The organism is Amphritea opalescens, assembly GCF_003957515.1.
In the GTDB taxonomy this organism is placed as follows: Bacteria; Pseudomonadota; Gammaproteobacteria; order Pseudomonadales; family Balneatricaceae; genus Amphritea; species Amphritea opalescens.
On record NZ_RQXW01000002.1, the window covers coordinates 251014 to 273310 of the forward strand.

Genomic DNA, 22297 nt, shown 5'->3' on the forward strand with positions numbered 1-22297 from the left:
CTACCGAGAACATCAATTGGTTTACACCGCATGAGATAGTAAAAAACCGGCACGAGGCCGGTTTTTTGCTATGTAAATAAGCCCGTTGGCGCGCTTATTTAGCGATACGCTTATATTTAATCCGCTCTGGCTGATGATCTTTGCCATGACGTTTTTTGTAATCTTCAGCGTATTCGGTGTAGTTACCTTCGAAAAATTCGACGGTTGAATCACCTTCGTATGCCAGCATATGGGTACAGACGCGGTCGAGGAACCAACGGTCGTGTGAGATCACCACGGCGCAACCTGGGAATGCCAGTAAGGCTTCCTCCAGTGCTCGCAGGGTTTCGACATCCAGATCGTTGGTCGGCTCATCGAGTAGCAGTACGTTACCGCCCTCTTTCAGCAGTTTGGCCATGTGCAGTCGATTGCGTTCACCGCCAGACAGGTCTTTAACAAACTTCTGCTGATCGGACCCTTTGAAGTTGAAGCGACCGCAGTAAGCGCGGGACGATGTGGTGTAGTTGCCGACAATAATATTGTCCTGCCCCTCAGAGATCTCTTCCCAGACGGTCTTTTCGCCCGCTAAATCGCGGCTTTGATCAACATAGGCCAGCTTCACGGTGTCGCCGACTTCAATGGTGCCGGCATCGGGTTTCTCAGCGCCGGTGATCATTTTGAAGAGTGTCGACTTACCAGCACCGTTACCGCCAATAATACCGACAATAGCACCTTGGGGAATGCTCAGAGAGAGGTTTTCAAACAACACCTTGTCCCCAAATGATTTGGTGACGTTGTGTAGCTCGATCACTTTTTCACCGAGACGAGGCCCTGGTGGAATGTAGATCTCTGATGTTTCGTTGCGGGTTTGGAACTCGCGGGAGTTCATCTCTTCAAACTGACGCAAACGGGCTTTAGATTTAGCTTGGCGCCCTTTTTGGCCCTGACGAACCCACTCCAATTCGGCATTGACTGCTTTATGATGAGCGGCTTCCTGCTTGGATTCCATCTCTAGGCGCTTATCTTTTTGCTCTAGCCAGCTAGAGTAATTGCCTTCATAAGGGATACCGCGACCTCGGTCGAGTTCCAAAATCCAGCCTGCCGCGTTATCAAGGAAGTAACGGTCGTGGGTGATAGCCACTACAGTGCCGGGGTATTCCTTCAGGAAGCGTTCAATCCAAGCGATCGATTCAGCATCCAGATGGTTGGTCGGCTCGTCGAGTAGTAGCATGTCGGGCTTGTCTAACAGCAGTCGACAAAGCGCCACACGACGACGTTCACCACCGGAAAGGTGTTTAACCTCTGCATCCCAAGGCGGCAGGCGCATCGCATCGGCGGCGCGCTCCAGCATGATGTCCAGATTATGGCCATCTTTTGCCGCGATAAGATCTTCAAAGCGAGCTTGCTGTTTGGCGAGCTCGTCAAAATCGGCATCGGGTTCAGCGTAGGCGGCATAGACGCCTTCTAATCCATCCAAAGCCTCTTTCACGTCGGCGACAGCTTCTTCCACCACTTCGCGGACAGTTTTACTATCATCGAGTTGCGGTTCTTGGGGCAGGTAGCCCACTTTGATGCCCGGCATTGGCCGAGCTTCACCGAGATATTCTTTATCCAGTCCCGCCATGATTTTTAGCAGGGAGGATTTACCCGAACCGTTCAATCCCAATACGCCGATCTTGGCACCAGGGAAGAAGGATAGGGAGATATCTTTTAGTATTTCGCGTTTGGGTGGCACTACTTTGCCGACCCGATTCATGCTGTAAACGTACTGAGCCATTACACAACCTGTTAACTGTTATCTCAAAACTGCGCATATCTTAGCCCTACAAAGAATTTATTGCTATTTGATATAGGTCAAAAGCGATACTGGAGAATCGGTAATGCTGTTTATAAACTTAGGATGCATTGGGTAGTCGAGGTTATTTAGCCGCTGATAACACCATTGGTCAGGGCTAATTGAGAGGTTTAAATATTCTGAAATCGACAGCGTCTGCCCACTGCATTAGCAACGTGTAAATGACTTAAACCATCACTGGGAGGATAGAAAAATGAACAACCTGACACGTTTTAACAGCCTGTTTGATGATACTTTTTTTAATGACTTCTTTCGCCCGGTATCCCGTCAGGAAACAGGAGACAAAGTGCCGGCTATTGATGTGCATGATGGTGAAGGGCAATACCTGGTTCGGGTTGACCTGCCCGGGATTAAAAAAGAGGACATCAAGGTATCGCTAGACAATGGTGTGTTGTCGGTTAGCGCCGAAACAACCAAAGAAGATAAAGAAGAGCAAGATGGCAAACTGATTCGACAAGAACGTCACTATGGCAAGTTTGTCCGCTCACTCAGTGTTGGGGCCGATGTTGACCCTGCGGGTATTAAAGCTAACTTTGAAGATGGCGTGCTGAATTTGACGCTGCCTAAAGTTGAGCAACAGCAACCTTCCAACACCACTATTGCGATCGAATAGTTCTGCTATCAGCCTACTCAGTAGGCTCTATATTCCCAGCAGTTGTGTTACTGCTGGGAATATTGTCTTTATGAGCGAAATTCTCTGATAACTGACTTACTTTCAAGTGCGTTTTGTATATAAATTCGACTATAATACGCGGCTTTTCCAAGGCCCTGAAAATCGATGCTGTCAGCATACGATAGCCGGGCCGGTGTAAATCTCAACTTTGGGGACCGCTAATGTTTAGCAAAGAGATGACTATCGCTGGTTTTGATCCAGATCTGTATGCTGCGATGCAGGCTGAGGCCAAACGTCAGGAAGAGCATATCGAACTGATTGCTTCTGAAAACTATACCAGCCCACGGGTAATGGAAGCTCAGGGCTCTGAGTTGACTAACAAGTACGCGGAAGGTTATCCAGGCAAACGTTATTACGGCGGTTGCGAGCACGTGGATGTTGTTGAACAACTGGCGATTGATCGCGCCAAAGAGCTGTTTGATGCGACCTATGCGAATGTTCAGCCACATTCTGGTTCACAAGCCAATGCCGCTGTTTATATGGCATTGTGTCAGCCGGGTGATACTGTGCTAGGTATGAGCCTTGCCCACGGTGGTCATTTGACCCACGGTGCTGCGGTGAGCTTCTCTGGTCGTATTTACAACGCTGTCCAGTATGGTTTGAACGCTGAAACCGGCGAGATCGATTACGCTGAAGTTGAACGTTTGGCGCTGGAACATAAACCAAAAATGATCGTGGCGGGTTTCTCTGCTTACTCTCGTATCGTTGATTGGCAGCGTTTCCGTGATATCGCCGATAAAGTGGGTGCATACCTGTTCGTCGATATGGCTCACGTTGCTGGTTTAGTGGCTGCGGGTGTTTATCCAAGTCCGTTACCGTTTGCGGATGTTGTGACAACCACGACCCATAAAACGCTCGGTGGTCCACGTGGCGGCTTGATTCTGTCGGCCAATGCGGATGAAGAGTTGCAGAAGAAGCTGAACTTTGCGGTTTTCCCTGAATCTCAGGGTGGCCCGTTGATGCATGTGATTGCGGCGAAAGCGGTCTGCTTTAAAGAAGCGATGCAGGACGATTGGAAAGCCTATCAGGTGCAAGTGGTTAAAAACGCTCAAGCGATGGCGAAAGCCTTTAAAGAGCGGGGCATCAAGATTGTTTCTGACGGTACTGATGACCACCTGTTCTTGGTCGATCTGATCGGTAAAGAGTATACCGGTAAAGATGCCGATGCTGCGCTTGGTCAAGCAAACATCACGGTTAACAAAAACTCAGTGCCTAATGACCCACGTTCACCGTTTGTGACCTCTGGTCTACGAATCGGTACGCCGGCTATTACGCGCCGTGGTTTTAAAGAAGCTGAAGCTGAACAGCTGACTCAGTGGATCTGCGATGTGCTGGATAATATTGGTAACGAAGAAGTTATCAACAGCGTCAAGCAGAAAGTGTTGGATATCTGTGCTCGCTTTCCGGTTTATAAGTAAACCGTTACAATAGGAACTGTTGACGATCAGTTTTCTAACGGGGCGCCTTGTGCGCCCCGGTTGTTTATATAAGCGCTTTTAAATAAAAGCAGCTAAGTACTTATGTAAGTGCTTATATAAGCTTAATAAATGCTCTTTTACGGCTGCTAGCTCAGCCACGCTCTTTGAGGATGATATATGTACTGTCCGTTCTGCAATGCACATGAAACCAAGGTGGTTGATTCCCGCTTGGTGGCAGAAGGACAGCAGATTCGCCGTCGGCGTGAATGTATCACCTGTCATGAACGATTCACCACCTATGAAGCCGCCGAGCTTCTCATGCCTCGCCTCATTAAGGCCGATGGTACTCGCCAGCCCTATGATGAAGATAAACTGCGCGCCGGTATCCAGCGTGCGGTTGAAAAACGTCCTGTTAGTATCGAAGAGATCGAAGCCTGTATCAGCCGTATTAAGCAGCGTTTACGGGCAACCGGTGAGCGCGAGCTACCGTCTAGAACCGTCGGCGAAGAGGTGATGCATGAACTGCGTAAACTCGATCAAGTGGCTTATGTGCGGTTTGCGTCGGTGTATCGTAGTTTTCAAGATATTAATGAGTTTAAAGAAGAGATCGACCGCTTGTCAGAACAGAAAGAGGATGCCGTTAAGGCAAAGTAATCAGGATGACCGATTGGAGCGCTGCAGATCACCAATTTATGTCCCGTGCCGTGACGATTGCATGGCAGGGGCTGTATACGACGGAGCCTAACCCTCGAGTGGGGTGTGTGTTGGTCAAAGATGGCAAACTGATCGCGGAAGGGTATCATCGTAAAGCCGGTGAGGGCCACGCGGAGGTTAATGCATTACGTCGTGCAGCGGCGCAGGCAAAGGGGTGTACGGCTTATGTGACGCTCGAACCCTGTAGCCACTTTGGTAAAACCCCTCCCTGTGCGAATGCTTTGATCGACGCGGGCGTTGTGGAAGTGGTTGTGGGGATGGTGGATCCTAATCCTCAGGTATCGGGTAATGGGCTGAAAAAACTGCAACAGGCGGGTATTCGCGTGCGTTGTGGCTTGATGGAAGCTCAGTGTCGGCAACTGAATCCGGGCTTTATTAAACGGATGGCAGAAGGTATGCCATTCGTGCGACTGAAAATGGCGGCAAGCCTCGATGGGCGTACAGCCATGGCGTCCGGTGAGAGTCAGTGGATTACTGGGCCATTAGCTCGGCAGGATGTACAACGATTGCGCGCGCGCAGTTCGGCGATCATCAGTGGTATCGCGTCGATCATACATGATGATGCGTCACTGACTGTTCGCGAAGCAGAGCTAGGGCTGGATAATGCGGCTGAAATCGCTCAGCGTCAGCCGTTGCGAGTGATTTTGGATAGTTCGGCGAGGATGCCTGAACAAGCGAAGTTGCTCAGTTTGCCGGGCCGTACGTTGATTGTCAGCTGTGTCGATGCACCAGAGTTTGTCGCGGCAAACGATAGTGTCGAATGGTTAAAACTCCCCGCCTATAACGGTGGGATCGATCTGCAACGGCTGTTACAAGCACTAGCCAGCAGAGAGTGTAACGAGGTGTTGGTGGAAACCGGTGCGACATTGGCAGGCGCCTTTATGGCGGCGGGGCTGGTGGATGAATTGGTGCTTTATCAGGCGATGAAACTGTTGGGCAGTAATGCTCGGCCGATGTTTCTCTTACCGCTGGATAAAATGAGTGAGCAAAAACAACTGCAGTTGGTCGATAGCCGGGTATTGGGTGATGATCTTCGTCTGACGTTGATTCCCCGACAGGAGAACGAGTAATGTTTACCGGAATTATTGAAGCGGTTGGCGTTGTTGCTGCCGCTGAAGAGGTGCAGGGCGATCTGCGGCTGTATATCCGTACCGGGGATCTGGATCTGTCCGATGTTAAACTCGGTGATAGTATTGCGGTTAATGGTGTGTGTTTGACCGCCGTTGCTTTGCCGGGGGATGGTTTCTGGGCCGATGTGTCGCGAGAAACACTGGTGCATACTCGGTTTCCGAGTTTGATGCCGGGTGAACGGGTAAATTTAGAAAAAGCGATGCAGCCGACCACGCGGTTTGGTGGACATATCGTCACTGGCCATGTGGATGGTTTAGGCGAAGTCATCTCGATTGAGGCCGATGCTCGTTCAATACGTTATAAAGTTCGTGCACCTAAAGCGATCGCACGTTATATCGCCGCGAAAGGTTCGATTACCGTGGATGGTGTGAGCTTAACGGCGAATGCGGTAGAGGGCGCGGTGTTTGATCTGAATATTGTGCCCCATACCGCGCAAGAAACAATAATAGCCAGCTATCAATCTGGCCGAAAGGTACATCTGGAAGTTGATATTATTGCCCGTTACATGGAGCGTCTGATCAATTACACAGATGATAATATAACGGAATCGGCGGGTGGGGTGAGTATGGCTACCCTCGCGAGTGCTGGTTTCCTGAACCGCCGCTAATACGGCAACAGAGGCTTTAGTTTAATGGAATTAAATACCCCCCAGGAACTGATCGATGATATCCGTCAGGGCAAAATGGTTATCCTCATGGATGACGAAGACCGGGAAAATGAAGGCGATATCCTGATTGCGGCCGAGATGGTGCGCACTGAAGATATCAACTTTATGGCGACCCATGCCCGTGGTTTGATCTGCCTAACCTTGACCCGTGAGCGCTGTAAACAATTGAAATTGCCGCTGATGGTGCAATCCAATGGTGCAGCTTTTTCGACTAACTTTACCCTGTCGATTGAAGCGGCTGAAGGTGTTACCACCGGTATCTCGGCGGCGGATCGTGCGCATACGGTACGTACTGCGGTACGCGAAAGTGCTAAGGCGGAAGATATTGTTCAACCGGGGCACATTTTCCCATTGATGGCTGATCCCGGCGGTGTTTTGAGTCGTGCGGGTCACACCGAAGCGGGTTGCGATCTAGCGCGGTTGGCGGGTTTGACGCCAGCAGCAGCGATTGTGGAAGTGATGAATGATGATGGCTCGATGGCGCGTCGTCCCGATCTGGAAAAATTTGCTGAGAAGCATAATCTGAAAATCGGCACCATTGCCGATCTGATCCACTACCGTACGATCAATGAACATACGGTAATGCGTGACGGTGAAGGTGTCTTAGCCACCGAGTTTGGTGATTTTAATTATGTGACTTTCCGGGATGAAATTCAGGATTGTACTCATATGGCACTCACACTGGGGACGATTACTCCAGAAGAGCCAACGCCAGTGCGGGTGCATCTGCGGACTGAAGTACTGCGGGATGTGGTTGGGGCTGCGCCAGAAGAAGAGTTGAAATGGACCATGCGCCGGGCACTGAAAAAGGTGGCCAAAGAAGGTAAAGGTGTGGTGCTGTTGTTGGATACGGGTGTCAGAGTTGACCTAGGCGATGCCTTGAATCAGATGCTGAACACCGGCAAGAAGATTCGTCAGCACAATATTAGTGCGTCGGGCTCTTACTTGACGGTTGGAACCGGTTCTCAGATTCTTCGGGATCTGGGCGTAGGAAAAATGCGGGTGCTTAGTTCACCTATGAAATTTAATGCGATCTCAGGTTTTAATCTGGAGATTGTCGATTACATTGCTTGCGAAGAGTAAAGAATATGTCAGTTCAGTATATTGAAGGTGATTTTCTGACCGGAAACGGTCAATACACTATTGTTGTTGGTCGTTTTAACAGCTTTGTCGTTGAGAGCTTGTTGGAAGGTGCCATTGATACCTTGAAGCGTCACGGTATTGCGGCCGAGAATATCCGAGTTGTGCGGGTACCGGGTGCGTTTGAAATCCCACTGGCAGTACAGAAAGTCGCTGCACAGAAAAAAGATGATGCCATTATCGCGCTAGGTGCCGTTATTCGTGGCGGCACACCGCACTTTGAGTATGTCTCTGGTGAGAGCTCTAAAGGCGTGGCGCAGGTTGGTTTGGAATATAGCATTCCGGTCGCAAACGGTATCTTAACCGTTAACTCTATCGAGCAAGCGATTGAACGTTCTGGCACTAAAGCAGGTAATAAAGGTGCAGAAGCTGCACTGTCTGCATTAGAAATGGTTAGTTTGCTACGTCAGCTTGAGGTTTAAGATGAGCGACACTGGTACGCCTAAAAAGCAGAAAAAATTATCGCATACAGAGATGCGCCGTGCGGCACGAAGTTTTGCGCTGCAAGCCTTGTATCAATGGGAGATGTCCGGCAATTCAGTGACGGATATTGAGCTGCAGTTCCGTATGGATAACGATATGTCCGGTACCGATCTGGATCTATTCAGTGAGTTGTTGCATGGCGTTCCGGCCAACAGCGCTGAACTGGATCGCGCCTATGAGCCGTTCTTGGATCGGGCGTTGGATGATCTTGACCCCATCGAACGGGCGGTACTGCGAATCGGCAGTTTTGAGCTGATTCATCGTATTGTTGTGCCGTACAAAGTTGTGATTAACGAAAGTGTTGATCTGGCTAAGATTTTCGGTGCTACCGAAAGCCATAAATACGTTAACGGGATTCTAGATAAGCTAGCTGCCCGGGTACGTATGACTGAGATCAACGCTAAGAAACGCGGACGTTAATCTGCCGATGGCGACCGATGAGTTCGAACTGATCCGACGCTATTTCTCTGATGTAGGGTCTGATCAGTCAGGGTCGGTTCGACGGACAGTGGGCGATGATTGTGCGGTGATCTCTCCGCCCGATAATCGGGATCTCGTGGTGTCCATTGATACCATGGTTGAGGGCGTGCATTTTCCGGCGGACACCAGTGGCGATAGAGTCGCTTCACGTCTGTTCGGCGCTGCGTTTAGTGATTTGGCGGCGATGGGCGCTACCCCTGCCTTTTTTACCCTCGCCTTGACCTTACCGGATAACGATCCCGCCTGGCTGCAGGCATTTAGTGTTCGGCTTGCAGAGCTGTCGCGTCAGTATGGTGTGCAGTTGGTCGGTGGTGATACCACCCGAGGGCCGCTAACCCTGAGTATTCAGGTGCATGGCTGGACCTATCCGGATAAAGCGCTGTTACGCAGTGGTGCTTGCTCGGGTGACAGAATCTTCGTGACGGGCACCCTAGGCGATTCCAAAGGGGGACTAGAAACCCTTTTGAAAAATATCCATGGCCCGCAGGTTCCCTATCTGCAGCACCGTTTTTATACACCTGAACCCCGCATCGATACAGCCCTATTAATTGCCGATTATGCCACTGCTGCGATCGATATCTCCGATGGCCTGCTGGCCGATTTGAATCATATTCTGGTAGCGAGTAACGTGGGAGCCATGATTAGCCCCGGTGAACTGCCAATATCGGCTGAGTTGCATCAGTGGGTGGGCGAAGCACAGTCTCGCGAATGGGCGTTGACCGGCGGTGAAGATTTTGAACTTTGCTTTACCGTACCGGCAAAGCTGGAACCTAAACTAGGCTGGGCACTGCGGAACCACTCTGTAGGTGTTACCTGTATCGGGCAGATATCCGCCAAGCCTGGTATTTTGTTCTCTGAGGGCGGCCGAGTGTGGCCTGTAGAACCTCAGGGGTATAACCATTTTACAAATAAACATAGGGTGTAACCGATGAATCAGGCACCGCCTTCCGTATGGCGAAACCCGATCCACTTTTTGGCCTTTGGCTTAGGCAGTGGCGCATCTCCTTGGGCTCCAGGAACCGCGGGTACGATAGCAGCAATCCCCCTGTTCCTATTGATTCAACCGCTGTCGCTATTTTGGTATGCGGTTGTATTACTGGTTACCTTTGTTGTGGGTATCTATCTGTGTGGTAAAACCTCAGAGGATATGGGCGTACATGATCATGGTGGCATCGTTTGGGATGAGTTTGTCGGCTACTGGATTACGATGTTTGCCGCACCGGCTGGCTGGCAGTGGATGCTCGTCGGTTTTGTCTTATTCCGCATATTCGATATTCTCAAACCTTGGCCGATCAGTTGGGCCGATAAAAAAGTGGCCGGTGGTTTGGGAATTATGTTAGATGATGTGCTGGCCGGATTGGTCGCCCTAGGGCTGTTGCAGCTTCTCACGCTATTTTTCTAGCCATATTGACGGCCGGGGCTGTGTTTTCCTTTCAGCTTGAATTCAGACGCCCCTGTTAGTATCTCCACCATGCCATCAATACGATGGGTTTAGTTAAGTGACTCCGCTTTGAGTGTCTTTAGACGAGCGCTGCTGAATCTGCTAGTGATATTGATGAATAATCAGTGATGAAAAACGGTTGCAGATAAAGTGATGTTTGGATAAAACCTAACGATGCCTAGTTTGCATGCCGATTGAGCTTAGGTTCTGCCGACAGCAGTAGTGGAGTTATTATGAACGCGATGATCAGAAAGGTTGTATTGTTATTGCTGTTAGCGTCGACACCGCTGCACAGTGAAGGTATCGGCATTAAAATGCTCGATGTGGAGGCGTGCCGGACATTGATGGCCGCTGGCGAAATCATCTCGATGAGTGATTTGATGAAGCTGGTTCATCGGTTATCGGAAAGCAAAATTATCGATACGGTATTGTTGCAGAAAGATCAGTCTTACCTCTATGAGATGGAAGTCGCCGCTCAGGATGGCATGGTGAGTATGCTCTATATTGATGCGAAAACTGGGGCCGTGGTCGATCCGGAAACGGTGACGAACGAATGGAAAAGGTAAAACGATGCGTATTTTATTAGTTGAAGATGATGCTGCGCTGGGCCCTGAGCTAAAAACTTCTCTGGCCAAACATGGGTACGCCGTTGACCTGGCCGTGAATGGGATTGATGGCGAAATCATGGGCAAGGAAGATATCTATGACCTAGTGGTGCTCGATCTTGGTTTGCCCGACCGTTCTGGGTTAGATGTATTACGCAACTGGCGCGCGGCGAAAAATAATATCCCCGTGCTGGTGTTGACTGCTCGCAGTGCCTGGCAGGAGCGGGTCGATGGTTTTGATGCTGGGGCGGACGATTATCTGCCTAAGCCTTTTCATACGGAAGAGTTACTCGCGCGGATGACCTCGCTATTGCGTCGGGCCAATCAGCAGATTAGCGCCCAATTAGAAGCGTCAGGCCTGACATTGGATGAGAATACCCAGTCGGTTATCCGAGAAGGAGTCGAGGTCGCGCTCACCGGTACAGAATTCCGTTTATTACGATATATGATGCATAACCCCGGAAGAGTCTTGTCAAAACTGCAGCTGGTTGAGCATATGTATGATGATTGCGCGGAAAACGATAGTAATGTCGTGGAAGCCTATATCAAAATGCTGCGGAAGAAGATTGGCCGAGAGATGATCTCCACTAAGCGGGGTCAGGGCTACGTGTTTGGAGCGCCCCGTTGAGATCGATTCAGTCTCGGCTCAATGTTAATTTCATCGCCGTTACACTGGTGCTTTTTACCCTGTTTTGGGTGGGGCAGAGCTGGTTTCTGCGGCAGATGGCCTATGATTTTGTGGCCACGCGGCTGAATAGTGATGCCTATACGCTTCTGCGCGCGGTGGAGATGGATATCGGTGATGGTTGGCGTATTAATGAAGATAATACCTCCTCGGTCTACCAGCAGCCGATGTCCGGACACTATTTTCAGGTATCGGTGGATGGACAGTGGTTTTATTCCCGATCGCTTTGGGACGGGAAGATACCGACCGAAGAAGGGTTGGCGGTTGGTAAAGAAAATATTCGTCTGATTCAACAGGATGATAAGCCTACGCTGGTGTACGCCAAGACCTTTATGAAGCAGGGGCGAGAGATTAAGGTTGTTCTAGCGGAAGATATTAGCCGTGTTGAGGAATCTTTGAGTCAGCTAGGCTGGCTGCTGGCAGGGTTAGGCATTATTGGCTTAGTGATTCTGCTGGCGCTACAGATCTTTATTATCCGCCGTGGATTGGCGTCGTTGACCGAGGTTAAAGAAGATATTACTCGGCTCAAATCGGGAGATATTCGTCAGCTTTCATCGACCAATGTGCGTGAGATCGAACCGCTGGTGACCGAGATTAATTATCTGGTGCAGAATATGGAGTTACGTTTACAGCGTTCCCGCAACGCCGTTGGTAACCTCGCCCATGCAGCCAAGACTCCCCTGACCGTGATTGATCGCTATGTTGATACTTTGCTTGAAAGCGGGGTGGATGAAGGCAAAGGGATTAACGAACAGTCGCAACGTTTACGCCAGATGATCGATCGTGAACTAACCCGTGCACGTATTGCGGGGGCCGCTTTACCGGGGCAACGAATCTATATCGGTGACGAGTTAGAAAAGCTGATCCGTACGCTCAAGGCGATCTATCGAGAGAAAGCGTTGGTGTTTGAGTTGGATATTAGCGCGAAAAGTTATTTTCCTGGCGAGCGGGATGATCTAGTCGAGTTGATGGGCAATCTCTTGGATAACGCCAGTAAATGGGCGAGCAGTCAGATTCGCATTAAGGCGCATATGGATGATCACTGTCTCGAGTTGATCGTAGAAGATGATGGTCCCGGCGTTGCTGCTGATAAGCGTGAACAACTGATGAATCGAGGTGAACGTCTCGATGAATCTACCAGTGGGCATGGCTTAGGCATGAGCATTATCAGTGAGATCGTACGTCAGTACCAAGGCCGTTTTGTGCTAGGTTCATCCGCTCAGTTGGGCGGCCTTGAGGTGCAGGTGATGTTGCCGCGACAGGTGAATCTTCAGCTAGCCGAGTGAAATTATTCGGCAGGCACCTTTAATAAACTGTTATTGCCCCCATTACAGGGGTATGTCAAATGCCTTATCACTGCTAAAATAGCCGCCTTATTTTTTCGAAGGAATACCTTAGTGTCAGTCAAGTATGTCGCATCGTCTAAGCTGCCGACCCCTTGGGGAGTCTTTACAATGGTTGGGTTTGAAGACCTAACTTCAGGAAAAGAGCATGTGGCACTGACCTATGGTGACCTGAGCTCCGGAGAGCCCGTTCTCGCCCGTATCCATTCTGAATGCCTAACAGGGGATGCGTTGTTTTCATTACGTTGTGACTGCGGTTTCCAGTTGCAGGAAGCGATGAAGCGGATTACCGAAGAGGGCTGTGGTGTATTGCTCTATCTACGTCAGGAAGGGCGCGGCATCGGGCTGTTGAATAAAATTAAAGCCTATCATCTGCAAGATGGCGGGGCTGATACCGTTGAAGCGAACGAAAAGCTTGGCTTTGCCGCGGATATGCGCGATTACACCATGTGTGAAAAGATGCTGGCTCACCTCGGTGTCGATAGCGTTAAACTGATGACGAATAATCCCCGTAAAGTGAAGGCGTTAGAGCAGTATGGCTTGAAAGTGGCCGCTCGTGTGCCGCTTCAAGTGGGTAAAAATCGCCATAATGAACATTATCTGGCGACTAAAATGGGTAAGCTGGGTCATCTCATGAGCGAGTATCATTTTCAGGATGAAGCTCCAGACAGCGAATCAAAATCCTAAAAAAAACCGGCCTCGATGGCCGGTTTTTTTATCCTTAAAGCATACTAATAAGCATGTTTACGGCGCTAAGGTCGCTAAGCGTTGCTTCACCGCTGCAATAATCCCTTGGCTGTCTAGGCCGCACTCCGCGAGTTGCTCCGCCCGAGTGGCGTGTTCGATCCAACGATCGGGCAAGCCCAGCGTGAGTAACTGATTGTTATATTGCTGAGCATGTAGGTATTGGCCCACGGCCGCGCCAGCCCCGCCTTCAATGACATGATCCTCTAGAGTAATCAATAACGGGTGGCTGAGCACTAGATGGTCGATCAGTGCTTTATCTAGAGGTTTAACAAAGCGCATATCGACCAGCGAGAGGTTTAACTGCTCTGCTGCGTCTGAGGCGGCCTCTAGCAGGGGGCCGAAGTTTAAGATAACACCTTGTTCGCCTTGACGTAACTGACGGCCCTTGCCTAGTGGTAGGCTGATAGGGGTGCCTGTTTTTATGCCGGGTCCTGCACCGCGTGGATAACGCACCGCTGCCGGTCCTAAGTGTTCGTAGCCGGTTTGTAGCAGGTTACACAGTTCTTGCTCATCCGCAGGAGTCATGATCACCATGCTGGGGATGCAGCGTAGGTAGCCAATATCAAAACAACCTGCGTGGGTGGCACCGTCTTCACCGACGAGTCCGGCGCGATCGATTGCAAAGAGGACATCGAGGTTCTGAATGGCAACATCATGAATGAGCTGATCATAGCCCCGTTGTAAAAAGGTGGAGTAGATCGCCACGATCGGTTTCATCTTGCGATACGCCATGCCAGCGGCGAGAGTCACGGCATGCTGCTCAGCAATGGCGACATCAAAAAAACGATCGCTGAACCGCTGGGAAAACTCAATCAGATCAGAGCCTTCGCTCATTGCCGGCGTAATTGCGATAGTGCGCTGGTCCTGCTCGGCCAAGTCGCAGATCCAGCGACCGAAGATATTCGCGTAATTCGCTTGCTTAGTTTTCGGTGTGGCTGGTGTTTGGGTGATCGGTTCTATCTTAGTGATGGCGTGATAGCCGACCGGGTCTTTCTCTGCGGCAGCAAAACCTTTGCCTTTACGGGTCGTTATATGAAGAAACTGCGGCCCTGAATTGTTTAAGGCTGCTTTTAGCGCGGGTAGTAGCTGGTTGAAATCATGGCCATCGACAGGGCCGTTATAGTGAAAATTTAGCGCTTCAAACAAGGAGGCCGAGGTTGCACCCATCTTATCTTTTAGGTTTTTAGCGAGATAGGTTGCCAGTCCGCCTTCATTTCGCGAGATCGACATATCGTTATCATTCAGAATGACCAGCAGATTCGCATGGGTATGGGCGGCATGATTCAGTGCTTCAAAGGCCATTCCCGCCGTCATGGCACCATCGCCGATAACCGCTACGGTTTTGTGACATAAACCCTGTAGACGATCGGCTAGCGCCATCCCTAAGGCCGCACTGATCGAGGTGCTGGAGTGTCCGGTACCAAAACTATCGTAGGGGCTTTCATTGATGCGAGGAAAAGGAGCGAGTCCGCCTTTCTGGCGAATACTTAGCAGTGCTTCCCGTCGGCCGGTGAGTATTTTATGGGGATAGCTCTGATGACCGACATCCCAGATCAGATGATCGTCCGGTGTGTTGAGCAGATAATGCAAGGCGATGGTGAGTTCGATGACACCCAGTCCAGCGCCAAAGTGACCGCCGGTCTGGCCGACGGAAAACAGTAAAAAGGCGCGTAGTTGTTGAGCCAGTTGAGGCAGTTGCTCAACGCTGAGGGGACGCAGGTCCGCCGGCGAGTTAATGCTATCCAATAGCGGGGTTACTGGGCGATCCTCAGGGATGGCGTAAAACATAGTGATCAATACTGGCGCTCAACAATATAGTCAGCTAGCCAGTGAAGTGGCGCAGCGGCATCGTTAAAACAGTCGATACTGGCGTGGGCCTGTGCATTCAGGTTGGCGAGTTTCTGTTTAGCGCCGCTCATGCCTAACAGTGCCGGATAGGTCGATTTTTCGTGAAGCAGATCGGACCCCTGGGGTTTACCAAGGGTTTCGGTGTTGCTTTCAATATCGAGGATGTCGTCTTTCACCTGAAAGGCAAGGCCGATGGCACGGGCGTAGGTCAGCAGTGCCTGCAGGTCAGTGTCGCTAGCATGGGTGCTGGATAGTGCGCCCATCTCAATACTGGCGTTGATGAGTGCGCCGGTTTTATGGCGATGCATCAGTTCGAGCTGCTCAATGCTAATCTGCTGGCCTTCGTTGCATAGATCGATAGATTGGCCGCCGACCATGCCTTGATAGCCGCTATCGCGTGCCAATATCTGTACCATTTTTAGGCGAATGTCCGATGAGAGCGCACTGTCGGCGGCTAACAACTGAAAGGCGAGCGACTGTAAGCCATCCCCGGCGAGAATTGCTGTGGCCTCGTCGAAGGCGATATGACAGGTGGGCTTTCCCCGACGTAACGCATCGTCATCCATCGCAGGAAGATCGTCATGTACAAGGGAGTAACTATGGATGCATTCGATCGCACAGGCGGCAGCATCGGCATCGGCTAAGTTGCCATCTAGCAGTTGGTTGGCCATATAGACCAGCACAGGACGCACCCGCTTGCCGCCATTGAATAGCGAGTATTGCATCGCCAGCCGTACTTTTTCAGCATCGCCGGACTGATTCAAAACCGTTTTCAGGTGTTGCTCTACCCGATGCTGGTATTGCTGCAACAAAGGCTTAGCATCCATCGATTTATTCCTCGGGTAAACTAAAGGGAGCTTCTTTTAACTCCCCGTTCTGCTGAATCAGCATCTGCACTTTTTGTTCCGCATCCGCGAGAATGGATTGGCAGTCACGGGTGAGGCGTACACCCTGCTCAAATGTTTCTAAGGATTGTTCCAACGACAGTTCGCCCTGTTCTAATTGGTTAACCATGGATTCTAGCTGTGCCAGAGATGTTTCAAAATCGGGTGTTTTTTTCTTTGCGCACATAGAGCATACCGTCGGGGATTGAGCCGTTTTAAAGGCGACAAGTTACCGGACAGGCCGGTTAGGGTCAATTAAGCGAATAAAATTGTACTCTAAACAGAGTGATATAGGGGAACCCCGTTAAAATTTTGCTATTATCCGATTAAAGTTTTACCGCTATGTGGGCGATAACGTAAAGCTGATCAGACCTTCTAGGTTCTGATGTGTCTGTACACGAAGGGGATTTGTGTGGATTTAGCAACGCTAATTGGGTTAATTGGTTCGTTAGGTATTGTTATCGCCGCGATGGTGCTGGGCGGTGATCCGGGCGTGTTTTTCAACGTCCCGTCGTTGCTGATCGTGATCGGCGGTATGCTGCTGGTGGTGTTGATGAAATTTACACTGGGGCAGTTTCTCGGTGTGGGCAAAATCGCCGCCAAGGCCTTTATGTTTAAGTCTGTTAGTCCAGAAGACATTATCACTGAAACGGTTGAGTTGGCCGATGCGGCGCGTAAAGGCGGATTGCTCTCCCTCGAAGATAAAGAGGTGAGCAGTGACTTTATGCAGCGGGGCATCCAGCTGTTGGTGGATGGACATGATCCAGACATTGTTAAAACCTTATTGAACAAAGAGATGAAACTCACCAACGACCGCCATCAGACCGGTATCAGTGTGTTTAGCGCAATGGGCGATGTCGCTCCCGCGATGGGCATGATCGGGACGCTTGTTGGTCTAGTGCAGATGCTGTCTAACATGTCCGACCCTAAATCCATCGGTCCCGCGATGGCGGTAGCGCTGCTGACGACACTCTACGGAGCGATGTATGCCACGATGGTTGCCTTGCCGATCGCCGATAAACTATCGATCCGCAAAGATGAAGAGGCGCTGAATCAGGCGTTGATTATTGATGGTTTGCTAGCGATTCAGGCGGGTCAGAACCCTCGGGTTATTGAACAGATGCTGCGTAACTACTTGCCGGAATCTAAGCGGGCAGTCGCTGCTGAGCAGGCTTAAAGGGGGATACGCAGATGAGTGATGAAGAACTCGAATGTCCCCCCTGTCCCGCCGGTTTACCGGGTTGGATGGCGACCTTTGCCGATCTAATGTCATTGTTGATGTGCTTTTTCGTCTTGCTGTTGTCATTTTCTGAGATGGACGTGCTTAAATTCAAGCAGTTAGCCGGCTCTATGCGTGAAGCATTCGGGGTGCAGAATCAGGTTAAAGTCGAGGATATTCCTAAGGGTACTAGTATTATTGCCCAAGAGTTTAGCCCAGGGCGACCAGAACCGACACCGCTCAATGAGGTGCGACAGATGACCCTCAACAACGATCTACAATCCCTCGATGTTAGAACCAAAGAGGGGGAATCGGAGGTTCAAGATAAACTCGAAGGCGAGACCGCTGATCAGCTAGAACAGTTGTTAGAGCAGATGGAAGCACAGGCGGAGGCACAGGCGCAAAAAGAAGCCGTTGAGTTTGCCGCTGCGCTACGTCAGGAAATCGGTCAGGGCAGCATTGAGATCGATACCGAGGGTAAGAAAATTGTTATTCGCGTCAAAGAGAAGGGTTCTTTCTCCTCGGGCTCCGCAGAGTTGAAGTTTTCCTATATTCCAGTGATCGCAAAGATTCGAGATGTTCTGCTGAATGTGGGCGGTAAGGTGGCGATTGAAGGGCATACCGATAATATCCCTGTCTCGGGAGGTATGTATGAGTCGAACTGGGGCTTGTCGACGGCACGGGCGCTCGCCGTTGGCCATGAGTTGTTTGCCGATCCACGTATTGATCAATCGCGTTTTTCGATTATCGGCTTAGCCGATACCAAGCCATTGGCACCCAATAATACGGCTGAAAACCGCAGTTTGAACCGTCGGGTAGAGATCATTATTCAGAAAAGTTCAGACCCCGAAGAGTTGGAGAAATTAAAAACGCAGGAAGCGAGTGATCAAGAGTTCGGGCCGTTAGCACCGCAGGATGTGTTTTGATACGACGGTGAAGTAAGGCGGCGTTATAGCTTATCTGAAACGAGTGCTTGAAGGCGTAGATAACAAAAAACCGATGTCAGTGATGGCATCGGTTTTTTGTTGAATCGATATTGGCATCGATTATTTAGCGTTGTCGAGCATGTATTGGATCGCGCCTTTGAGCTCGCTATCAGTACAATCCCCGCAAGTGCCTTTAGGTGGCATTGCATTGAGGCCATTGGTGGCGCTAACCAGCAGAGCGTCTATTCCTTTAGCGGCACGTGGAGCCCATTGTTCTGCGCTGCCGAACAGCGGTGCACCTGCAGCCCCAGTCATGTGGCAGGCAATGCATTTAGTGTTATAGAGCGTCGCGCCGTCACGTTCAGCCATTGCTGCAACTGGGGTCATTAACATGGCAGTTACTGCCAGAATCATTGTCTTTTTCATTTCACCATCACCTTAATTAGTATCCGTTAATTGCTGCCATTTAACAGGCCCGGAATTTTAGTCATCGCAGTGTATGCGTATGACTATATTAATGTAAATACCTCAAATGGTCTTAATCAAAGCTGAATCAATAAAACAGAATACATGAGGGAAGGGTGGTGAAACGCGGATATTACGGACGCAGGCTCATGGCATAGGAGGCTTGATTATGCTGCGTAGACGCTTTCAATTGCTGATTTTTACGCTGTTTAATGTAGTTGTCATAGTGAGACATGACCTGCTCGGCAGGTAGGTCAATCATCGATTTAAGTTGATCGGGGCTATGGCCGTCCCGCAGTAGTTGGCCTATTTGGTGTTCAGTTGAATTCATTGTCATTGTTAGGTTCCTTTTCTATTTATCGGGCAGTATCGCTGAAAAGTATGACAAAAATGTTTCCGAAAGAGATTAATCCTATTAATTAAGGGGTTTTTGTTGTCGTTTGGGGACAGAATAGTATATGTTCTCTTTAATACTCAAAATGAGATATATGTTTGCTTTTGCCTCTATTATAGGTAAATCACGAGTACAAAAATTTTTACATGCAGATGTAAATAAGGAGGCAAAAATGGGTAAAGCGACGTTGAGCCCGAGCGGTTCGGAACAAATAAAAAGTACATTTTCGGGAGGGGCTATGCCGACGAGTCTGCGTGCCAGTTATGATGCCGATGAGCTGGCTCAGAAATTGGGTTTTGTTTCTTTTTCAACGGACTTTCTGATCCGTTGTTATCGGGTGTTTGATGGTGATATCAAATCGGCCATTATTTTTAACGTGATCTCTCTCTGGGCGTTACGCCAGCGCGAAGAAGCAGAAGATAGTCAGAAAGTGGCAGGCTTTTCTTGTAATAATCATTCGATCAGCATTGCTACCGGTATCCCCTATGAAACCGTACGCCGTAAAGTTAAAGCGATGGTGGAAAATGGTTGGCTTGAATTCAGTGACTCCTCCCACGTGGTGCTGAACTCTGATAAGTGGCAAGAAGTGTTGAGTGATGTTGTCGATCCTGAGCGTTGCGTTGTAGGTTATGTACGTAGTACGGATGTAACACCGTCGTTTTCTCGTAATGAGCGTCGAGGCAGTCCTGCTGATCGTCGTAGCTGATGGATAGGTATTTTGATATAGGGTCGCTATGGCGGCCTTTTTTATTGTCTGCGATTAACTGATCGAGATCTGTCGTTAGGTGGATATTGGTTGCCGGAGATCTGGTTTTTCGGTCAAATAGCTTGATGGTTAAAATGGCCAATAACTAAGGAATTTGTGATGTCAGACGGGGTATTTGAACAGATTGCCGAAGCGCTCTACCAACAAGGGTATGCCGTACTTGATCACGCGCTGCCTGACGCGATTTGTGGCGCCTTAGCGCAGGAGGTTAGGGATTTACCTGCTGAACGGTTTCGTCAGGCGGGTATCGGTCGTCAGGAGGCTTATATCAAAGCCGATACCATCCGTCGTGATGAGATCTGTTGGATCGACAATCAGACCGATGCAGGGCGTGCGTGGCTTGAATGGGCCGACCAACTTCAGCAAGTCATTAATCGTCGGCTGTTTTTAGGATTGTTCTCATTTGAAAGCCATTACGCCCATTATCAGGCGGGTGATTTTTATAAAGTGCACCGAGATGCCTTTCGTGGGCAGCAAAATCGAGTGCTGTCAATGGTGGCCTACCTCAACCCTAACTGGCAAGCAGCGGATGGTGGCGAGCTGTTAATCTATCCTTCGGAGGGAGATACCCCGTTGCTCAGGGTGGTGCCAGAATTCGGTACCTTAGTGGTGTTTCTCAGTGAGGAGTTTCCCCATGAGGTGCTGCCGGCACAAGAGGATCGATACAGTATTGCCGGTTGGTATCGAATCAACAGCGGTAATAGCCGACGGGTTGACCCTGCTAGCTGATTATTTGGCGAAGCGACAGCATGATGTTCTGTTAAATGGGCGTAAACGTAGCGAGGTTGTTGCTTATCGGGTGATCAGCGCTCGATTTTGTCTGTCGCAATGATAACATACGGGCTCCGATAGGCTTTAGATTAAGGACTGCCCGTGTCCCTCGCTGTTAAACCATCTACTCGTCTCTTTTTATTCTTACTCATTGGTTACGTACTAATACACCTGTTGATCCGCCTAGCGATGGGTGGGACGCTCGAGATGGATGAAGCGGAACAACTGGTTCTCGGGCAACAATTGGCATGGGGCTATAATACGCAGCCCCCTCTCTATAGCTGGCTTCAATGGTTGTTTTTTCAGGTGTTAGGAGATGGTGTCTTTGCCCTAGTACTGTTGAAATCAATACTTCTGTTTTTCATCTATCTCTTTACTTGGCTGATTGCGCGAAACCTTATCAGCACGCAGCGCATTGCCTTATTGGCGACATTTTCCCTTTTTCTGATACCGAGTATTGCGTGGGAGTCGGTGCGCGATCTGACGCACTCCGTGTTGGCGACTGCGATTGCGGCAGCGACGTTTTATACTGCAATAGCCATCTATCAGAAACGTACCCTCGCGGGCTATATCATCCTCGGTGTCTTGCTGGCCTGTGGGATGTTAGCGAAATATAGTTTTGGTCTGTTTGCGTTGAGCTTACTACTGGCTGCAGGGTCTTTGCCTGAATATCGGCGATTGCTATTGAATCGGCGGATTGTGGTGACCGCTGCGATCGCATTGTTATTGGTAATACCTCATCTGTTGTGGGCTGTTGAGCACCTTGATGAGATCAATGGTTTTATCGCCAATGAGGTGGGGGAAGGTCAGCAAGCAAATTACGTGGATGGGGTGCTCAGTGGCCTTGCTAGCCTCGCGAAGAGTGGTGCAGAGTTCTTGATTTTGGTCTGGTTGGTGTTGACCTTACTATTTCCATCGGCCTATCGGTCATTGTCTGTAGATAAAACGAATATACATCGGCAACTGGCCGCTCGTTTTTTAATGGCTGGAGTGTTGTTGTGTGTCATCTTGGTTGTACTAGGGGCTACGCAGTTTCAGGGGCGTTGGTTTCAGCCGCTGCTGTTTATCTTTCCGCTCTATTTGATCAGCCGAGCGGATGCCGTAGGAATCTCCAGGCGGCGGGAAATGTTACTGCGGTCGGTCATCATCTTTTTTGCGGTGGTAGTGATGGTATTGCGTTTTAGTCAGTTTTGGCTGGCACCTTATATGCAACGGAATCCTAACCGGATGCAGTACCCTTCAGGGGAGTTAGCGGAACAACTGAAGCAGCAAGGATTTAGTGGTGGAACGATTATTGGTGATAATAATCTCACCGCCGCGAATATTGGCCTCTATTTCGATGATGCGCGTATGCTAAGCCCAAAAGCTAAACTCTTTACCGTCGATAGCCATCCACCTACAACGCAAGGACAGTGCCTAATTGCTTGGGATGCTAATCGTCGAGATCCTCTGCCAAACGGGCTATCAGCATATTTACGTCATCAAGGGATTGTTGTCTCGGTGGTAAAACCGCATTATATAAGTGCGCCCTATCAATATACCGACAGGGGCGAATATCGAATGGGTTATATGCTGCTGAGTTTGGAAGCGCTCTGTCAAAGTGTGACAATGGATTAAGGCTGTTTAGCGCCGTTATTTGGGATAGTTAAGCTTACGGCGCAGC

25 protein-coding genes are annotated in these 22297 nt (G+C 49.8%); 19 read left to right on the forward strand and 6 right to left on the reverse strand.

Annotation, left to right across the window (positions count from 1 at the left end; translation table 11 throughout):
• Positions 1-94: 94 nt before the first annotated feature.
• The gene (gene ettA / locus EH243_RS03360) at positions 95-1756 is read right to left on the reverse strand and encodes an energy-dependent translational throttle protein EttA (protein WP_126157224.1); all 1662 of its coding nucleotides are present in this window, start codon (positions 1754-1756) and stop codon (positions 95-97) included.
• 271 nt (positions 1757-2027) lie between these two features.
• On the opposite strand from ettA, the gene EH243_RS03365 reads away from it, so the two are divergent.
• The 14 genes from EH243_RS03365 (at position 2028) to ribA (ending at position 13301) form a co-directional block, all read left to right on the forward strand.
• Positions 2028-2447: an Hsp20/alpha crystallin family protein gene (locus EH243_RS03365; protein ID WP_126157225.1), complete on the forward strand. Its 420-nt coding sequence runs from the start codon at positions 2028-2030 to the stop codon at positions 2445-2447.
• A 221-nt stretch (positions 2448-2668) separates the two neighbouring features.
• The gene (gene glyA / locus EH243_RS03370; protein WP_126157226.1) at positions 2669-3925 is read left to right on the forward strand and encodes a serine hydroxymethyltransferase; all 1257 of its coding nucleotides are present in this window, start codon (positions 2669-2671) and stop codon (positions 3923-3925) included.
• A gap of 177 nt (positions 3926-4102) precedes the next feature.
• Complete coding sequence (nrdR, locus tag EH243_RS03375) at positions 4103-4579, forward strand: transcriptional regulator NrdR (protein WP_126157227.1); 477 nt, start codon at positions 4103-4105, stop codon at positions 4577-4579.
• A 5-nt stretch (positions 4580-4584) separates the two neighbouring features.
• A complete protein-coding gene (ribD, locus tag EH243_RS03380; protein ID WP_126157228.1) occupies positions 4585-5709 on the forward strand; it encodes a bifunctional diaminohydroxyphosphoribosylaminopyrimidine deaminase/5-amino-6-(5-phosphoribosylamino)uracil reductase RibD in 1125 nt (374 codons plus the stop codon).
• Positions 5709-6377: a riboflavin synthase gene (locus EH243_RS03385; RefSeq protein ID WP_126157229.1), complete on the forward strand. Its 669-nt coding sequence runs from the start codon at positions 5709-5711 to the stop codon at positions 6375-6377. The genes ribD and EH243_RS03385 overlap by 1 nt, the downstream gene beginning before the upstream one ends.
• A 24-nt stretch (positions 6378-6401) precedes the next feature.
• The gene (gene ribBA / locus EH243_RS03390; RefSeq protein ID WP_126157230.1) at positions 6402-7520 is read left to right on the forward strand and encodes a bifunctional 3,4-dihydroxy-2-butanone-4-phosphate synthase/GTP cyclohydrolase II; all 1119 of its coding nucleotides are present in this window, start codon (positions 6402-6404) and stop codon (positions 7518-7520) included.
• Between the two features lie 5 nt (positions 7521-7525).
• Complete coding sequence (gene ribH / locus EH243_RS03395) at positions 7526-7999, forward strand: 6,7-dimethyl-8-ribityllumazine synthase (protein ID WP_126157231.1); 474 nt, start codon at positions 7526-7528, stop codon at positions 7997-7999.
• Between the two features lies 1 nt (position 8000).
• The gene (nusB, locus tag EH243_RS03400; protein ID WP_126157232.1) at positions 8001-8480 is read left to right on the forward strand and encodes a transcription antitermination factor NusB; all 480 of its coding nucleotides are present in this window, start codon (positions 8001-8003) and stop codon (positions 8478-8480) included.
• A 7-nt stretch (positions 8481-8487) separates the two neighbouring features.
• Positions 8488-9465, forward strand: a complete 978-nt coding sequence (gene thiL / locus EH243_RS03405; RefSeq protein ID WP_126157233.1) for a thiamine-phosphate kinase — start codon at positions 8488-8490, stop codon at positions 9463-9465.
• Between the two features lie 3 nt (positions 9466-9468).
• A complete protein-coding gene (locus EH243_RS03410; RefSeq protein WP_126157234.1) occupies positions 9469-9942 on the forward strand; it encodes a phosphatidylglycerophosphatase A family protein in 474 nt (157 codons plus the stop codon).
• A 272-nt stretch (positions 9943-10214) separates the two neighbouring features.
• A complete protein-coding gene (locus EH243_RS03415; protein WP_126157235.1) occupies positions 10215-10547 on the forward strand; it encodes a PepSY domain-containing protein in 333 nt (110 codons plus the stop codon).
• A 4-nt stretch (positions 10548-10551) separates the two neighbouring features.
• Positions 10552-11214: a response regulator transcription factor gene (locus EH243_RS03420; protein ID WP_126157236.1), complete on the forward strand. Its 663-nt coding sequence runs from the start codon at positions 10552-10554 to the stop codon at positions 11212-11214.
• Positions 11211-12557, forward strand: coding sequence for an ATP-binding protein (locus EH243_RS03425; RefSeq protein WP_241234979.1), 1347 nt, complete (start codon positions 11211-11213; stop codon positions 12555-12557). Before EH243_RS03420 ends, EH243_RS03425 begins: the two co-directional genes overlap by 4 nt.
• Before the next feature lie 111 nt (positions 12558-12668).
• The gene (ribA, locus tag EH243_RS03430; RefSeq protein WP_126157237.1) at positions 12669-13301 is read left to right on the forward strand and encodes a GTP cyclohydrolase II; all 633 of its coding nucleotides are present in this window, start codon (positions 12669-12671) and stop codon (positions 13299-13301) included.
• Between the two features lie 57 nt (positions 13302-13358).
• On the opposite strand, the gene dxs is transcribed toward ribA, so the two are convergent.
• The 3 genes from dxs to EH243_RS03445 are packed head-to-tail and all read right to left on the reverse strand — an operon-like array spanning position 13359 to position 16280.
• Positions 13359-15149: a 1-deoxy-D-xylulose-5-phosphate synthase gene (gene dxs / locus EH243_RS03435; protein ID WP_126157330.1), complete on the reverse strand. Its 1791-nt coding sequence runs from the start codon at positions 15147-15149 to the stop codon at positions 13359-13361.
• A gap of 5 nt (positions 15150-15154) precedes the next feature.
• Positions 15155-16036, reverse strand: a complete 882-nt coding sequence (locus EH243_RS03440; protein ID WP_126157238.1) for a polyprenyl synthetase family protein — start codon at positions 16034-16036, stop codon at positions 15155-15157.
• A gap of 4 nt (positions 16037-16040) precedes the next feature.
• Positions 16041-16280 carry an exodeoxyribonuclease VII small subunit gene (locus EH243_RS03445; RefSeq protein WP_126157239.1) on the reverse strand — a complete coding sequence of 80 codons (240 nt, stop codon included), beginning with the start codon at positions 16278-16280 and terminating at the stop codon, positions 16041-16043.
• Between the two features lie 225 nt (positions 16281-16505).
• Here EH243_RS03445 and pomA point away from each other — a divergent pair, with 225 nt between their 5' ends.
• Positions 16506-17270 (forward strand): flagellar motor protein PomA, encoded by a 765-nt coding sequence (gene pomA, locus EH243_RS03450; RefSeq protein ID WP_126157240.1) that lies wholly within the window; start codon positions 16506-16508, stop codon positions 17268-17270.
• Positions 17271-17284: 14 nt separating this feature from the next.
• A complete protein-coding gene (locus EH243_RS03455) occupies positions 17285-18238 on the forward strand; it encodes a flagellar motor protein MotB (protein ID WP_126157241.1) in 954 nt (317 codons plus the stop codon).
• Between the two features lie 120 nt (positions 18239-18358).
• Here the strand turns inward: EH243_RS03455 and EH243_RS03460 are convergent, their stop codons facing one another.
• Positions 18359-18664, reverse strand: a complete 306-nt coding sequence (locus tag EH243_RS03460; RefSeq protein WP_126157242.1) for a c-type cytochrome — start codon at positions 18662-18664, stop codon at positions 18359-18361.
• A 172-nt stretch (positions 18665-18836) separates the two neighbouring features.
• Positions 18837-19040: a hypothetical protein gene (locus EH243_RS03465; RefSeq protein ID WP_126157243.1), complete on the reverse strand. Its 204-nt coding sequence runs from the start codon at positions 19038-19040 to the stop codon at positions 18837-18839.
• A gap of 295 nt (positions 19041-19335) precedes the next feature.
• Here EH243_RS03465 and EH243_RS03470 point away from each other — a divergent pair, with 295 nt between their 5' ends.
• The 3 genes from EH243_RS03470 to EH243_RS03480 all read left to right on the forward strand — a co-directional run bounded on the left by EH243_RS03470 (position 19336) and on the right by EH243_RS03480 (position 22251).
• Positions 19336-19803 carry a hypothetical protein gene (locus tag EH243_RS03470; RefSeq protein ID WP_126157244.1) on the forward strand — a complete coding sequence of 156 codons (468 nt, stop codon included), beginning with the start codon at positions 19336-19338 and terminating at the stop codon, positions 19801-19803.
• A gap of 159 nt (positions 19804-19962) precedes the next feature.
• Positions 19963-20592 carry a 2OG-Fe(II) oxygenase gene (locus EH243_RS03475; RefSeq protein WP_126157245.1) on the forward strand — a complete coding sequence of 210 codons (630 nt, stop codon included), beginning with the start codon at positions 19963-19965 and terminating at the stop codon, positions 20590-20592.
• Between the two features lie 144 nt (positions 20593-20736).
• Positions 20737-22251 carry a glycosyltransferase family 39 protein gene (locus EH243_RS03480; protein ID WP_126157246.1) on the forward strand — a complete coding sequence of 505 codons (1515 nt, stop codon included), beginning with the start codon at positions 20737-20739 and terminating at the stop codon, positions 22249-22251.
• Positions 22252-22297: the final 46 nt, after the last annotated feature.